The organism is Mycoplana sp. ABR4_002 (assembly GCF_056159645.1).
Map to the genome: position 1 here is coordinate 174,370 of NZ_JBSWVO010000003.1, position 14,771 is coordinate 189,140.

Annotated in this window: 13 protein-coding genes; 3 read left to right on the plus strand and 10 right to left on the minus strand. The window is 57.8% G+C overall.

Going from position 1 to position 14,771, the window contains the following annotated elements:
* Positions 1-3: 3 nt before the first annotated feature.
* From ACXAGF_RS23175 to ACXAGF_RS23195, 5 genes are all read right to left on the minus strand, one after another.
* Positions 4-879: a carbohydrate ABC transporter permease gene (locus ACXAGF_RS23175; RefSeq protein ID WP_475019905.1), complete on the minus strand. Its 876-nt coding sequence runs from the start codon at positions 877-879 to the stop codon at positions 4-6.
* On the minus strand, positions 872-1,765 hold the full coding sequence (locus ACXAGF_RS23180; RefSeq protein ID WP_475019906.1) for a carbohydrate ABC transporter permease: 894 nt from the start codon (positions 1,763-1,765) through the stop codon (positions 872-874). Before ACXAGF_RS23180 ends, ACXAGF_RS23175 begins: the two co-directional genes overlap by 8 nt.
* A 64-nt stretch (positions 1,766-1,829) precedes the next feature.
* Positions 1,830-3,077: an ABC transporter substrate-binding protein gene (locus tag ACXAGF_RS23185; protein WP_475019907.1), complete on the minus strand. Its 1,248-nt coding sequence runs from the start codon at positions 3,075-3,077 to the stop codon at positions 1,830-1,832.
* A 57-nt stretch (positions 3,078-3,134) separates the two neighbouring features.
* A complete protein-coding gene (hisD, locus tag ACXAGF_RS23190; RefSeq protein ID WP_475019908.1) occupies positions 3,135-4,451 on the minus strand; it encodes a histidinol dehydrogenase in 1,317 nt (438 codons plus the stop codon).
* Positions 4,452-4,547: 96 nt separating this feature from the next.
* Positions 4,548-6,350, minus strand: a complete 1,803-nt coding sequence (locus tag ACXAGF_RS23195) for a thiamine pyrophosphate-binding protein (RefSeq protein WP_475019909.1) — start codon at positions 6,348-6,350, stop codon at positions 4,548-4,550.
* Between the two features lie 467 nt (positions 6,351-6,817).
* Here ACXAGF_RS23195 and ACXAGF_RS23200 point away from each other — a divergent pair, with 467 nt between their 5' ends.
* A complete protein-coding gene (locus tag ACXAGF_RS23200) occupies positions 6,818-7,411 on the plus strand; it encodes a hypothetical protein (protein ID WP_475019910.1) in 594 nt (197 codons plus the stop codon).
* Between the two features lie 16 nt (positions 7,412-7,427).
* Here the strand turns inward: ACXAGF_RS23200 and ACXAGF_RS23205 are convergent, their stop codons facing one another.
* Positions 7,428-8,222 carry a helix-turn-helix transcriptional regulator gene (locus tag ACXAGF_RS23205; protein WP_475019911.1) on the minus strand — a complete coding sequence of 265 codons (795 nt, stop codon included), beginning with the start codon at positions 8,220-8,222 and terminating at the stop codon, positions 7,428-7,430.
* A 194-nt stretch (positions 8,223-8,416) separates the two neighbouring features.
* Here ACXAGF_RS23205 and ACXAGF_RS23210 point away from each other — a divergent pair, with 194 nt between their 5' ends.
* Both ACXAGF_RS23210 and ACXAGF_RS23215 read left to right on the plus strand, forming a co-directional pair.
* Positions 8,417-9,364 carry a Gfo/Idh/MocA family protein gene (locus ACXAGF_RS23210; RefSeq protein WP_475019912.1) on the plus strand — a complete coding sequence of 316 codons (948 nt, stop codon included), beginning with the start codon at positions 8,417-8,419 and terminating at the stop codon, positions 9,362-9,364.
* A 25-nt stretch (positions 9,365-9,389) separates the two neighbouring features.
* The gene (locus tag ACXAGF_RS23215) at positions 9,390-10,274 is read left to right on the plus strand and encodes a sugar phosphate isomerase/epimerase family protein (protein WP_475019913.1); all 885 of its coding nucleotides are present in this window, start codon (positions 9,390-9,392) and stop codon (positions 10,272-10,274) included.
* 132 nt (positions 10,275-10,406) lie between these two features.
* On the opposite strand, the gene ACXAGF_RS23220 is transcribed toward ACXAGF_RS23215, so the two are convergent.
* The 4 genes from ACXAGF_RS23220 to ACXAGF_RS23235 all read right to left on the minus strand — a co-directional run bounded on the left by ACXAGF_RS23220 (position 10,407) and on the right by ACXAGF_RS23235 (position 14,728).
* On the minus strand, positions 10,407-11,381 hold the full coding sequence (locus ACXAGF_RS23220; protein WP_475019914.1) for an aldo/keto reductase: 975 nt from the start codon (positions 11,379-11,381) through the stop codon (positions 10,407-10,409).
* A 34-nt stretch (positions 11,382-11,415) separates the two neighbouring features.
* A complete protein-coding gene (locus tag ACXAGF_RS23225) occupies positions 11,416-11,967 on the minus strand; it encodes a gluconokinase (protein ID WP_475019915.1) in 552 nt (183 codons plus the stop codon).
* A gap of 168 nt (positions 11,968-12,135) precedes the next feature.
* Positions 12,136-13,164 (minus strand): ABC transporter permease, encoded by a 1,029-nt coding sequence (locus tag ACXAGF_RS23230; RefSeq protein ID WP_475019916.1) that lies wholly within the window; start codon positions 13,162-13,164, stop codon positions 12,136-12,138.
* Between the two features lie 28 nt (positions 13,165-13,192).
* Positions 13,193-14,728: a sugar ABC transporter ATP-binding protein gene (locus tag ACXAGF_RS23235; protein ID WP_475020000.1), complete on the minus strand. Its 1,536-nt coding sequence runs from the start codon at positions 14,726-14,728 to the stop codon at positions 13,193-13,195.
* Positions 14,729-14,771: the final 43 nt, after the last annotated feature.

The following is a 14,771-nucleotide window of genomic DNA, read 5'->3' on the forward strand; positions in this document are numbered from 1 at the left end:
GGCTCAGCCTTTCACGGCGCCGGCCGTCAGCCCGCGGACGAAGTAGCGGCCCGCGACGATGTAGACGACCAAGGTTGGGATGGCGGCGATCATGGCTGCTGCCATGTCGACATTGTACTGCTTGCGACCGGTGGTCACGTTGACGATGTTGTTGAGCGCGACCGTGACAGGGCTGCTGGAGCCCGAGGTGAAGGAAACGCCGAAGAGGAAATCGTTCCAGATCTGCGTGAACTGCCATATGCAGGACACAACGATGATCGGGATTGACGTCGGCAGGATGACGCTCCAGAAAATTCGGAAGAAACCCGCTCCATCAACCATTGCCGCCTTGGTCAGTTCATCCGGCAGCGACACAAAATAGTTTCGGAAGAACAGCGTCGTGAAGCATATCCCATACGAGGCGTGCACAGCGACCAAGCCGGGAATGGAGCCGGCAAGGCCCAACAGGCCGAGTGTGCGGGCCATGGGGATGAGGATCGCCTGGTAAGGCAGGAAGCAGCCAAACAGCAGAAGGCCAAAAGCGAGATTCGCGCCGGGAAACTTCCATTTGGTGAGGATGTATCCATTTATCGCGCCGATGCCAGTCGACAGCACGACCGCCGGGATCACCATCAGCAGGGAGTTGACGAAATAGGGCTTGAGGCCGGTGCATCCGGTGCCGATGCATGCCTCTGACCACGCCGAGCGCCAGGCGTCCAGCGTGACCGCCTTAGGCATGCCAATGAAGGAGCCGCCATAGATCTCGTCAAGTGATTTTAGCGATGTCGTGATCATGACCCAGAGAGGCATCAGATAGACAAGCGCCACAAAGATCAGGCAGCCGTAAACGACGAACGAACCGAGCCACGCCTTGCCAGATCGGGACACAGCGTTAGCCATTGTTCTTCTCCCGGAGTTCGGAATAAAGGTAAGGAATGATGATGGCCGCAACGGTCATTAGCATCATCACCGCGCTTGCGGCGCCAACGCCCATCTGATTGCGCCGAAAGGTGGCGGAGAACATGAAAGTCGACGGCAACTCCGTCGCAGTGCCCGGTCCGCCATTTGTGAGCGCCAGTACCAGGTCAAAGCTCTTGATGGCGATATAGCTCAGGAGAACAATGACACTAAGCATTGCGGGGCGCAGCATCGGAATGATGATCTGACGGTAAATCAAAGGCAGCGAGGCTCCCTCGATCTGCGCGGCTTTGATGACCGAATTGTCAATGCCGCGAAGGCCCGCAAGAAAGATCGCCATTGCGAATCCGGATGACTGCCAGACGCCTGCCACGACGACGGTGTAGATCGCCATGTCGGGATCGGTGATCCAGTCGAAGCGAAAGTCCGTCCAACCGAGATCGTTGACAACCTTCTGGATCCCGAGGCCCGGGTTCATGATCCACTTCCAGGCTGTGCCTGTCACGATGAACGAAAGTGCCATGGGGTAGAGGTAGATCGCGCGGAGCACGCCCTCGGCGCGGATGTTCTGGTCAAGGAAGATCGCCATCAGCAGCCCGAGGCCGGTGGAGAGTGCCAAAAACAGTGCCGAGAAGATAAAGAGATTGGCCACGGCGGTGTGCCATCGCGGCGTTGCCCAGAGCCGTACATATTGCTCGAGACCCACGAAATCATAGGTTGGCACGAATTTCGACGAAGTCACGGAGATCACGCCCGTCCAGAGAATGAACAGGTAGACCGTGACGATAACGACGAGCAGGCTGGGAGCCACGACGAGGCGCGGTAGCCAGCTTGCCAGTCGCGAGGACATGCGCATGGTGGCGCTCATGAGTCAGCTCCGATGGCAGTTGTCTGGAGGAGCCGGCAAACGCGGCTCCTCCTTTTGCAGTTGATTACCGGGCGTTATCGATGCCAGCGACCAGCATCTTCACAGCATCTTCCGAGCTCATGCTGCCGACGAAGAACTGGGCGGCGACGTCACCGAAGACGGCGGCAAATTCGGGCTTGGCCGCGAAGCCATGCGTCATCGCGCCCTGCATGCTGCCATTGTCTATTGCATTTGCGCGCTCTTCGAAGCCGAGCTTGGCGCAATCATCGAAATCATCGACTGGCACGTCATTGCGGGCCGGAATCGAGCCTTTGATGAGATTGAAGTCCTTCTGAACCTTCGGATCCATGATGGTCTCAGCAAGAGCGACCTGTGCCTTCTGCACGCTCTCGTCGTTCACGGTGAACATACCGAAGCTGTCGATGAGATACTGGAAGGACATCACCTTGCCAGGCGTTGCAAAGCAGTAGAAGTCCTCGTTGGCTTTCAGACCTTTGGCGAGGAATTCTCCTTTCGCCCAATCGCCCATAAACTGCATGGCGGCCTCCCCGTTGATGACCATGCCGGTGGCAACCGCCCAGTCGCGGCCAACGAAATTGTCATCGACGAGACCGCGAACCTCGCGCAGGGCATCGAACACCTTGACCATCTCGGGGCTGCCGAGCGCTTCCGGATCGAGATCGACCGCGGCCTTCTGGTAGAAGTCGGGTCCGTTGATGTCGGACAGCAGCGCATCGAAGATGATGCCGATCTGCCAGGGCTCGTCACCCATCGCAACCGCGACGACACCCTTTTCCTTCAACTTTTTGCCGGCATCAATCAGTTCAGCCCAGCTCTTCGGCATGGTGACACCGGCATCGTCAAAGATTTTCTTGTTGGCCCAGACCCAATTCTGGCGGTGCATATTGATCGGCGCGGCGATGAAGGCCTCACCCGAGGTCACGAAGGGCAAGAGTTGCGGGGCCAGTGCCTCACGCCAGCCGCCGGCTTCGGCAAGATCATTCAGGTCGCGCACGACGCCCTGTTCGGCCCACTGCACACCTTCCCAGCCGAGGAACTGCATGGCTCCTGGAGGGTCGCCGGCCGTCAGACGAGCGCGAAGCGCTTGTTGCGCGTTTGCGCCGCTCATGCCGCCAACCGCAGAATCCTTCCACTGGAAGCCTTTGGCTTCGAGGTTCTTACGAATGACGTTGAGCGCATCGACTTCGCTCTGAGAGACCCAGTGGTGCAGAACCTCAATCTGGCCTTCCGCCCTGGCAGCGATGGGCATGAGCATGGTCGCCGCAAGCGCTGTGGCGATAAATTTGGACATCGTATCATCCTCTCTGGTTGGGTTTGGTCGCGGTCCTTGGCGAACTCTTGTGCGGGACTATTGGTTGGGCTCGACGGGTTGGGCATATCCGATGTTCCTTCCGCCGTAGCGGCGGACGCGGATGTTGGCCTGCTCTGCATGGCCGGAAAAACCCTCCATCAGGCAAAGTCTCGAGCCATAGGCGCCGATCATCGCCGAGGCCTCGTTGGTCAGAACCTTCTGGTAAGTGCAGGTCTTCAGGAATTTTCCGACCCAGAGCCCACCGGTGTAGCGGGCCGCCTTGTTGGTCGGCAGCGTGTGGTTCGTGCCGATCACCTTGTCGCCGAAAGCGACGTTGGTGCGCGCACCGAGGAACAAGGCGCCATAGTTCCTCATGTTGTCGAGGAAATAGTCCGGGTCACGGGTCATAACCTGAACGTGTTCCGAAGCAACATAGTCGCCCGCGGCCAGCATCTCCTCGATCGTGTCGCACAGAATGATCTCGCCGAAATCGTTCCAGGCCTTGCCGGCGACGGCCGCCGTCGGCAGGATCTTCAAGAGGCGCTGGATCTCGGCAAGGGTGTCGTGCGCCAATTTTTCAGAGTTGGTGATGAGCACCGCTGGCGAATTGACACCGTGCTCGGCTTGGCCGAGGAGGTCTGTTGCCACCAGTTCGCCGTCGACGCTGTCGTCAGCGATGACCAGCGTTTCCGTCGGGCCGGCGAAGAGATCGATGCCGACGCGGCCGAAGAGCAGGCGCTTGGCTTCCGCCACATAGGCATTGCCGGGTCCGGCGAGCATATCGACAGGATCGATCGTCTCCGTGCCGTAGGCCATGGCGGCGATCGCCTGGACACCACCGAGGCAATATATCTCGTCTGCACCAGCCAGCGCCTGCGCAGCGACAATTTTTTCGGCAATCTTGCCCTTGAAAGGCGGCGCGCAGGTGATGACGCGTTCGCAGCCAGCGACGCGTGCCGTTAGGACCGTCATATGAGCAGAGGCGAGCAGTGGATATTTTCCGCCGGGAACGTAGCAGCCGACATTTTGAATCGGCACATTCTTGTGTCCAAGGATAACGCCTGGCAACGTCTCGACTTCGATATCCTTCAGAGCGGCCTTCTGGGCTTCGGCGAAGCGACGGATCTGATCCTGCGCAAAATCAAGGTCCTCACGCTCTTGCGCCGTCAGCGCGTCGATGCAGGTATCGATCTCCTGCTTGGTAAGGCGGTAGGAGTCGCGATCGAACTTGTCGAACTGGACGGAGAGTTCACGAACCGCCTTGTCTCCGCCGGTCCGAACTTTCGCGAGAAGCGCCTCGACAGCCTTGGTGATCGCGCTGTCGGTACCGCTTTCTTCCGTGGTGGCCGTGGCCGTTTTGATATGACGGATCATGACAAGGTCTCTTCGTTCACGGCCGCCGTTTGCGCCGCGTCATCAATGGTCTTGGGAGGGAAATGGGGGAAGCGGCCGCCTCCCCCGCTTATGCAATCAGAGATGCTGTTCGCGGGCACGCATATCCGCGTAAGCGACCTGTTCCTTCTCGTAGTAGGCTGGCGAGGGAAAGTCCCACCAGCCGGTCGCGAAGGGTCCGGCGGCATCGCGCGAGACGATGACCTCGACGAGCGCCGGGCCGCCGCATTCGAGCGCAGCTTTTAGACTGCTTTCGAGATCTTCGTCGCTTTCAACTTTCCACGCCTGCAGGCCGAAAGCCTTCGCAGAAGCAGCGATATCGGCTGAATAGGGCGCGCCGTTACCGGCATGATGGTTGAACTCGGAGGCGATGTGGCGGCCCATGAACTTGCGCTGCCCACCGCGGATCGACATGTAGCCCTGATTATTCAGCACCAGGAACACGACGTTGATGCCGTTCATGACTGCCGTGCCCATTTCCGGAAGAGACATCATGAAGTCGCCGTCGCCGACGATCGCCACGACCTGCCGGTCCGGACAGGCAAGCTTGGCGCCGAGCGCCGCCGGCACCGCCCACCCCATCGGCGAATAGGACCCAGAGGTGAGGTGCGTTCGGGGCTCGTAAACGGGGAAACTCTGCTTGACCGATCCTTGCGTGTTGCCAGAGCCGACCACGACGATGCCGTTGCGGGCAAGGACCTTGCGAAGCGCCATCAGCGGACGCTGCGAAGTGAAGGGCGTTTCGCGACTGTTTTCACGCGGTCCCACCTGAGCGCGCCAGTCCGCCTTGGCCTTCTGTATGTCGGCGAGAAATGTCTCGCGGCGCGACAACATTTTCTGCGAGTCCGTGTCCGAGATAAGTGAGACAAGCGCCTCCAGCGTTACCTTTGCGTCGGCGACGATGCCAACTTCGGTTTCGTAGTTTTTGCCTATCTCGCGGGGGTCGAGGTCGATATGGATCAACTTGGCAGAGGGGATCGAGAACGATACGCCCTTGGCGTAGGAGGATGCCGACCAGTCGGTAAAGCGGCAGCCGACCGAGACGACCACATCTGCCGAAGCGGTGATCTGATTGCCACAGGTCGTGCCTGTCTGGCCGACCGCACCGATGAACAGTGCGTGATCCTCCGAAATCGAGCCCTTGCCGTTCCAGGTGATCGAGACCGCCGCACCGAGCTTTTCGGCAAGTTGCGTCAGTTCGGCGGAGGCGTTCGCAGTGATCGCTCCGCCGCCGGCGACGATGACGGGGCGTTCGGCGGCAAGAAGAACCTTCAGCGCGGCCTCTACGGCCTTCGGATCCGGATAGGCGACGCCGACCGGCAAACGCTTGCCGAGGGGATGGATGGTGACATCCGCCGCCTCAACCTGGACGTCCATCGGAACTTCGACATGAACCGGACCCGGACGGCCGGTCAGCATTTCGCTGAAGGCGCGGTGCATTATGCTTGGGAGGACCTGCACCGAATTGGCCTGCCACGCGCGCTTTGTCACCTGCTCGGTGACGCGCGGGAAGGCGTTGTCTTGCTGACGCTCAAGCTCCTGCATGGTTCCATGACCATGCATGTAGGTCTGCGGCGATCCAGAGACGTAAAAGAGGGAAGTGGAGTCGCAATATGCGGTGGCGAGGCCGATGATAGTGTTGGCTGCGCCCGGGCCGACCGAGGTAGAGCAGGCCATCGGCCTGCCGGAGGCGCGATAGTAGCCGTCCGCCATATGAACCGCGCTCTGCTCGTGCATTACCTGGATGAAAGGAATTTCCGACCCTTCCTGCATGAAGGCATCAAATAGCGACCAGATACCATGGCCCGGCACGCCGGCCACATATTCGACGCCGTATTCCTTCAATGCCTTCGCGACGACTTGGCCACCTGTCAGTTTCATGTGATCGACCCTCTGAAATCTCTTTTTCCGAGCAGGAAGGGGACGCCTTCCAGCGATGGGTCATTCTTCAGCGAGCGGCCTGCGCTCGCAAGTTCGCAGGCATTGAAACACTGACGCGAGTTGACGCACAACCAAAGCAATCTTGCGTCTCTGTTTTTACCGATCTCCACCGTGTCATTGTCGTTGGAGGCAATTTGCAGCGATCCGCATGTATCCTGAGCGGAAAGTCGGCTCGGCCGCGCGGCAGCCATCCTTCGCAGAGTGAAGCTGAGATAGCGTCATTTTGCGAGGAAATTAATTCCGACGCGCACTTTTTTCGAAGCACGCACTATGGCTTTCTCATAACATCTTCAGGCAACAGGAACGCCGCCGTGCATAACCTAAGCAGAGATTTGGCATTCGCGGACGACTTCATTTCCGCAAAACTGGTTGAGAATGTAGTTGACTACGACGTCCAGGACGCTGTCGTGATCAATATCAGCCCCGTTGCCATGGTGACGGGAGATGAGCACCCCGCCATCGTGCCCGCGTGGAAATCCACCTGGCTGAGGGGCGGGCGCATCCGTTCGGCTGAGCGAGCCGCAGTTATCAAGGTGGTTAGCCCGATCAATCTCGGCGGCTGCATGTTCCGCGGCTGGGATTGGCTCGGCAATCGTATACGAAGCTTTCCGCGGGACACGCCGCTCTATATCTCTGCGCAGGACGAGATCGGCACCGTGACGCTGGACCCGCGCGCCTTTACGAATGAGCGCGCTCACACTGAAGCGCCGCAAGTCTTCAAACTGAAGCTCAACCTTTGGTGGTCGCCAGGCGACACGGACTGCTTCATCCACAATGAGCACCCGTTCCTGGAGACGCACACCCAGATCCATGGCGTCGGGCGCATGCAGAAATTCAAGACGCGCGATCCAGCGACGATCTACGAGGATGTTGTGATGCCGATCGGCTATTCACACGACCCTTTCTGCCGCGTGACTGGCGAGAACCAATGGACTTATCCATGGCACCGTTACTATGCGGACACCGACAGCGTCTGGCTGGCCATTGAACTGCATCCCTGAGGCGGCAGAGGCCACCTCAGCTCATCTGGATCATGTCCGAGCCGTCGCCGAGATATTGCAGGGCCTCGCGCGGGATCGCAGGATCATTCCGGTCGAGCACCGTGAGGTTTTTGAGATGATCGCGACGCAGGAGTCCCGGACCGCGGTAATGCAGCGCCACCTTCGTGGAGTAGGGCTGACGAAAGACAGTTGCGGCAATCCCGCTGGAGATGCCGAACATGAACTTCTTGGCGTTCCGCTTGACCTGCGCATAAACCCCGAAGGTCAGTTCGTTTGATTGGATGCCTTCGAAGTCCGCGGTGAAGAGGCGATCGGCCACCGGGAAACAGAAGCCGTAGTACTTGAAGACGTACTCCGTTTTCTTCGGATTGTCGAAGCTCGGGAAACGCTCGACGTAGTAGTGCTGGAGGAACTCCTTGTTGCGGTAGATGCAGAACGCCGATCGCAGAACGAAGCCCTTGTAGATAGAGGAAAACTGATAGCGATCGTAAACACCGACAATGTCGTCGTGATCTGCGCTATTTTCGACAATCATGCTCGAAACGAAGCGAGAGAATTCCGGCAATTGGCGGGCTGTCGTCATGGCATGGAAGAAATTGCCGTCGACGAGCGTACGAAACTCGTCGGGATCTGTGAAAAGCATCGGAACGCTGAGACCAAAATAGTTTGCAATGATCCGGAGGTTTGCAGTCGATGGCACATGGGTCCCGGAGAGGTATTTGTTGAACTGCTGCCGATTGACATTGATCTTTCGGCACACCGACGCGACCGATCCGTGTTGCTCGCAGAGCGTTCGGAGATTCGCAGCCAAGGCGTTTACGTCTCTTCCAAGATGTACCAATCCCAGCCCTCTAAAACTGAAGCAGTGTGACGCAATTAATACTTCATTTCGCTAATGAGTTCAACCGTCTGCGAAGTTGTCGCAGGCTTGGTGCACGGTCAATCTCTGGATGACGAAAAGGAGGATCCACGGTGCATTCGAGAGAAGGGCCTGGATGGTCGGTCATGGGCACCGGCACGATTGCGACCGAACATATGGTTGCGGCAATCCGTGCCATGGGCCATCAGCCCCTCTGGGTCGTCAGCCGCAACAGGCAATACGCCGCGCATTTTTCGTTGGACATGGAGATACCCGGTGTATCCCTCGACGCTCGAAAGACGCTAAAGGATCCCCGTGTCGGCTACGCCTATGTCAGCGCCATCAGGAATCGGCGCAAACACTACATCCTGGCCACTGCGGCCGAAGGCAAACATGTGCTTTGCGATGGGCCGGTCGCTGGAAACAGTCGCGCCGCAGCAGATCTCGTCGATACGTGCAAGAGGGCGGGCATTGTTCTTGCTCTTAACCAACCGCTCCGCGCCCTGTCACCCCATCAGACAATGCGCCGACTGGCGCAGGAAGGTGAGATCGGCACGCTGCAATCGCTTCTCATCGCCCGCGGCGCCCCCTTCCAGCCTCCTCCCAACCGGCATCCGGACGAGCCCTCAGACCGGGGCGACGCGCTCTTCGACCTTTCCATCGACAGCATCGATCTCGCCCGCTTCCTGACTGGCCAGGAGCCGGCAAGCGTGTCGGCGCTTCCCGCCACTGACCAGAGGGCCTATGTGATGGAGATGTCGGGCGGCGCCATCTTCCAGTCTTACGAGAGCTTCACAACGGCTGAATTTGAAAGCGTGGTCATGCTCGCAGGTGATCGCGGAACGCTTGTCGCCAACGGAACTCTCAGCGGCAAGGGATCGGGCGCGCTAATACGGAGGCTGAACGGCCGCAACGAACTCATCCCGGTGCGCGACCGCGACCAGCACGTCACGACACTCGAGGCCTTCCTCGTCCTACGGCAGAAGCCGGCGACATGGATGTCGCTCGGCGAAGACAATGTCATCGCGATCAGAGCCGCGGAGGCTATACAAGCCGCCCAGAACAGGCGCACCGTTTCCATCGCCGACGAGTGACTCATTCCATACGAGGTTCAGACCCATGACCAGAGCACAAAACCAACTCATCTTCCATTCAATGGCGTCCAAGCCCAACAGCCTCGCCATCGACATCGAGATTGCAAAGAGTGTTGGTTTCGATGGGCTGGAGACCTCCGGCACAAAGATTGCGGCCTTTCTTGACGCCGGTTTCAGCGAGCAGGAGCTCAAAGAGCGCCTTGCCGGCCTTTCCCTCCCTGGCATCGGCTTCCTGATCGACCTCGAACGACAGGGCGAGGGCCGAAAGCAAATGCTGCTCGAGGCCGAAGCGCTTTGTTCACTTGCCTGCGCGGCGGGCGCGAAGGGCATTGAAGCCATTACCGGCCCTCTGGACATTAGGGTCTTCGAACCCGGGGCGGCACAGCGCTATCCGGAACTCTATCGCGGCCTCATCGATGTGCCGACGGGCGAGCAGAGCGAGTTGACGGCTGGAAATCTTCAGGCGGTCGCTGACATCGCTGCCAGCCATGGGCTGATCGTATATCTCGAAGCTCTCTCCTGGACGCCGCTTAACAGCATAGACGCGCAATTGCGGATCCTCGACCTGTGCAAGCGCGATAATGTCCGGATCGTCATCGATTTCTGGCACGCCTATACCTCAGGGGACACGCCGGAGCGCATCGCTCGGATCGACAAAGAGCGGATCTATGGCGTGCACCTATGCGACTCTCTTCCATACACAGGCGGTGTGCCGAACGAGCCCGTTCTTCGCGACGTTCCTACCGGTCAAGGTGTACTCGAATTAAAGAGCTGGGTGGATGCGATAAAGTTCACCGGCTATGAGGGCTGGTGGAGTTGTGAATCTTTCTGCAATAGACAACACCAAGACAACAGCTTCAGCGTTGCGATGGACCTGAAAGCGCTGATGGAACGCTTGATACTGAGTTGAGAGGTGATGACAAATGGCCGCCTCAACCACGCACCGGTTCATCCCGGGCGCTCGGACAAAAGATTTCCGAGAACGGGTTCACGAGATTGGCTAGGGCTCCGCAAGATTGCATCCGCTATTCGTCAGCAGGGGTTAGTGGGCCTCCATCCGCGTAGAACCTGCCGCCGTCAGAGCAGCTACTTCCTGTGCTGACAGTTTCAATGATGCGGCTCGCACGAAGCTTTCCACATGGTTGATGGATGTCGCGCTTGCGATTGGCGCGGTTACGCCCTCCCGTGCAAGAAGCCAAGCGAGCGCAACTTCGGCCGGCTTGGCTCCGTGCGTCGAAGACACTTCGTCGAGTGCGCTCAATATGCGCTCACCGCGAGGGTTCAGATACTTCTCCATGCCGCCACCGCGCGTGGACTTGGAAAAATCTCTGATCGAACGATACTTTCCGGACAGGAACCCGGATGCAAGACTGAAATAGGTTACAACAGCGATGCCCCGCGAGCTGCATAAATCACGCAGATTTCCTTCGAAAGAACTGCGATCATAAAGGTTGTATTCCGGTTGCAACACGGCATAGCCTGGCAGATTCTCTCTTTCTGCAGTGGAGAGAGCATCATCAAGCTGTGACGCATCCATATTGGAAGCACCGATAGCCTTTATTTTTCCTTCCCTCATTAGCTTTTGAAATGCTCCGAGCGTTTCTTGAGACGATGTGCCTGCGGGATCTGGCCAGTGGGCAAAATAAATGTCGATCTGTTCCACGTTCAATCTGCGAAGCGACTTTTCTACAGCACCAATTATCCAGCGTTCGGATAGGCCGTGCGGGTGGGGACCGCCATCAACAGAGCCAACTTTTGTAAAGATCGCAACCTTATCTCGAGCGCCAGGTCTGGCTTTCAACCAGTTGCCGATGATGGTCTCAGACTCACCACCTACGTTTCCCGCGACCCAGGCAGAATAACAGTCGGCAGTGTCAATTGCATTGAACCCGTGATCGAGGAACGCGTCGAGAACTTCAAAGCTTCCCTTCTCGTCTAAAGTCCAACCGAAAACGTTACCCCCTAGAATGATTGGGGCGGTGTCGAGTCCCGTATTTCCGAGGGCTGTTCTGATCATTAGTTGCCTTCCTATGACCGACTAGTCGCGCCAGCTATAAAGCATTGAATCGGTACACGCATGAGTTCCGGGCACGAAGCTCATGAAGGAACCTGTCCACGAGTTCAGAAGCAGTGCCAGGCCCGGGTATTGTAATTACGTCATCCTCATTCTGTGGATCTTCGAGATCTGCAAATTGGCTGTCGACTAAGCCAAGCGGCATGAAATGGTCTTTACGTCGAGAAACGCGCTCGACGATTTCGGCATGCGAAACCTGAAGGTGAAGAAAGATGACAGGTCGCTGCGCCACACCCCTGAGTTGCTGACGGTATCGCCGTTTGAGCGCCGAACAGCTAACTACAGGTGACACACCACCGCCACTCATACGTAAATGCAACCCGATCGTTTCCAGCCAGGCAAAGCGATCGTCATCGTCTAATGCATGGCCTGCAGACATCTTCCGGATATTTCGAGTGGGGTGAAGACCATCTCCTTCGACGAAAGGGCGACTCAACACGTTTGCCAGGATGGCGGCGACCGTGGACTTGCCGCATCCGGAGACACCCATAACAACTATAGGGGGGATAGGGAATTCAATCGTACTCATCCGGCTCTGCTTTCAACTTTTCAATGCCCTCACCGGTGATCGCCGTATGCAGAAGCTTAGTGACCGTCTTGCAATACCTACGACCATCGATGGACAGAGCCAGGCTAAGTGAATTGACGCATGGTAGTTCAGGTAGCGGAATGCACTCATTATTGCCTCCTGTTTTGGTCATACTTTCCGACGTTTGCGGTTGCGGTAGACATCTGCCGTTACGGCTGCGACGATGATCACGCCCTTGACGATCTCCTGGTAATAGGCGTCGATCCGCAGGAAAGTGAAGCCCGAGGACATGACACCGAGGATGACAACGCCAATGACTGTACCGGATATTCGCCCGATACCTCCGGCCAGTGACGTACCCCCGATCACCGCAGCGGCAATAGCATCGAGCTCATAGCTCATTCCCATGCCCGATTGCGCCGTCTGAGCTCGCGCGGCCGTAACGACGCCTGCCAACCCGGCCAGCATGCCGGCAATCGTATAGACTTTGAGAAGGTGCAGTTCGACGTTGATGCCGGAAACACGGGCAGCTTGTGGGTTGGCGCCGATCGCATAGGTGAACTTGCCATACCGAGTGTAACGGAGCACGATGTGGAAAATCAAAGCAATCGACAGGAAGACGATAACCGGCCAGGCACCTGAACCGATGAAGGTGAATTGTTCGCTCAACCCGGATATCGGCTGCCCTTTTGTATACCACTTCGATATGCCGCGGGCCGCGACCATCATACCGAGAGTGGCGATGAACGGCGGAATGCGCGTGTAGGCGATAAGAGCGCCATTGATCAAACCAGCGACCAGTCCAAGGATGATCCCCGCTCCGATCGGCACGATCGCCGGCATATCGGTCAGCTCTGGATAGAGTGCCCTCGCCCAGTCGCCGGTTTGAGCCAAACTCGCCGAAATCATAGCGGTCATCGCAACAACAGATCCAGAGGACAGGTCTATGCCGCCCGTGATGATGACCTGCGTCACCCCGACAGCAATGATGCCGACGACCGAGACCTGCAGGATAGTAATCGTCAGACGCTGGGAATTTGCGAGGAAGCTCTGGCCGACGAAAATCCAGCCGAGCAGTTCGCACAATAGCGCAATGCCGATCAGCACAATGAAAATGCTGAGTTCCTGAGGTGGCTGCCATTTGTGCAATGTTGGCGCGTCCTTGCCATTAAAGACAACCCCTGCATCCTGTTTCATTGGATCTAGTTCCTGTTGGTCGTACCCGTCAGCGTGCTGCGAGTTCCATGATCTTGACTTGAGTGGCTTCCTGACGATCGAGGAAGCCGGTGACCTTCCCCTCATGCATGACCATCACACGATCGCTCATGCCCAATACCTCCGGCATTTCCGAAGAGATCAGGATGATGCCGGCGCCGGCCTTGGCCAGGCTCGAGATCAACGCGTGGATCTCAGCCTTAGCACCGACATCGATGCCGCGCGTAGGCTCATCGAGGATGAGGATTTGAGGATTTGTAAGGAGCCAGCGACCGATGAGGACTTTTTGCTGATTTCCCCCCGAGAGATTCTCTATGCAGGTGTCCAAGCCTGAGGTCTTGACGCGAAGTTTTTGCGCCATCTCGGCACATGCAGCCGTCAGAGAGCGGCGTCGAACAAAACCGTTCCGCGTATAGTCCTTGTGAAGGACAGCGACCTGCATATTCTCCAGAACGCCTAGCGGAAGCATGCAGCCCGTCTCTTTGCGGTCCTCGGTCAGAAATGCGACGCGGTTCTTGATGGCGAGCCCAGGGGATGTGACATCAACGGAACGGCCGTGGATTGATATCTCGCCGGACGTGGCTGGCGTGACGCCGAACAACGTCTCTGCCACATTCGAACGTCCCGATCCGACGAGCCCGGCGAGGCCGAGAATCTCGCCCGCGCGCAACTCGAAAGATACGCCCGAAAAGACACCCTCCAGGGCGAGGTCTTTAACCGAGAGAATAACTTCCCCCAGCTCGACCTCTTCCTTGGGGAACATCCTCGAGACCTCGCGGCCGACCATCTTGCGAATGACGTCATCGCGCGTGACGTCGTTGGAGGCATGCGTGCCGACATAGCGGCCATCCCGAAATACGGAAAGCTCGTCCGAAATTTCGAAGATCTCGTTCATTTTATGCGAGATGTAGACGATGCCCTTTCCCTCGGCGCGCAGATCACGGATGATCTCGAAGAGATGTTCCGCTTCTCGGTCGGTCAGGGCCGAAGTCGGCTCATCCATTATGAGCACGTCAGAATTGTAGGACACAGCTTTGGCGATCTCGACCATCTGCCGGTTTGCGACGGACAGGCTGCGAACTTCCACGTCTGGGTGAACGTCTATCTTCAACCGACCGAACAGTTCGCTGGTCATGCGGTTCATCCGGCGGTGATCGATAAGCCCATATGCGTTGCGCGGTTCTCTCCGGATCCAGATATTCTCCGCCACTGTCATAGACGCCATCAGATTGAGCTCCTGATGGATCATCGCAACGCCCTTTTGGAGCGCCTCAAGCGGGTTCCTGAATTCGACCGCCTCCCCCTTAAGGAAGATCGTGCCACGATCTGGCTGGTAGATCCCCGCCAAGATCTTCATAAGCGTGGATTTTCCCGCGCCGTTTTCACCCATGAGGGCGTGGACCGTCCCCTTTCGCAGATGAAAATGCGCCTCATCAAGAGCGATTGCGCCGGGAAAGGCCTTGTGAATTCCAACAGCGCTAAGAAGATAATCATGTCCAGCGGGAGTTGAAATCGGCCACTGAGACATTACCGATTGTGTGCCCATAGCGAGTCCTCCATTCCTCGAACGAATGATGCGCGGCACGACG

What these genes read in the sequence shown, in the direction of transcription:
- ACXAGF_RS23230 (WP_475019916.1), bottom strand. Translation starts at nt 13,164, where the DNA reads ATGAAACAGGATGCAGGGGTTGTCTTTAATGGCAAGGACGCGCCAACA.
- ACXAGF_RS23220 (WP_475019914.1), bottom strand. Translation starts at nt 11,381, where the DNA reads ATGATCAGAACAGCCCTCGGAAATACGGGACTCGACACCGCCCCAATC.
- ACXAGF_RS23195 (WP_475019909.1), bottom strand. Translation starts at nt 6,350, where the DNA reads ATGAAACTGACAGGTGGCCAAGTCGTCGCGAAGGCATTGAAGGAATAC.
- hisD (WP_475019908.1), bottom strand. Translation starts at nt 4,451, where the DNA reads ATGATCCGTCATATCAAAACGGCCACGGCCACCACGGAAGAAAGCGGT.
- ACXAGF_RS23215 (WP_475019913.1), top strand. Translation starts at nt 9,390, where the DNA reads ATGACCAGAGCACAAAACCAACTCATCTTCCATTCAATGGCGTCCAAG.
- ACXAGF_RS23225 (WP_475019915.1), bottom strand. Translation starts at nt 11,967, where the DNA reads ATGAGTACGATTGAATTCCCTATCCCCCCTATAGTTGTTATGGGTGTC.
- ACXAGF_RS23175 (WP_475019905.1), bottom strand. Translation starts at nt 879, where the DNA reads ATGGCTAACGCTGTGTCCCGATCTGGCAAGGCGTGGCTCGGTTCGTTC.
- ACXAGF_RS23235 (WP_475020000.1), bottom strand. Translation starts at nt 14,728, where the DNA reads ATGGGCACACAATCGGTAATGTCTCAGTGGCCGATTTCAACTCCCGCT.
- ACXAGF_RS23180 (WP_475019906.1), bottom strand. Translation starts at nt 1,765, where the DNA reads ATGAGCGCCACCATGCGCATGTCCTCGCGACTGGCAAGCTGGCTACCG.
- ACXAGF_RS23185 (WP_475019907.1), bottom strand. Translation starts at nt 3,077, where the DNA reads ATGTCCAAATTTATCGCCACAGCGCTTGCGGCGACCATGCTCATGCCC.
- ACXAGF_RS23210 (WP_475019912.1), top strand. Translation starts at nt 8,417, where the DNA reads ATGGGCACCGGCACGATTGCGACCGAACATATGGTTGCGGCAATCCGT.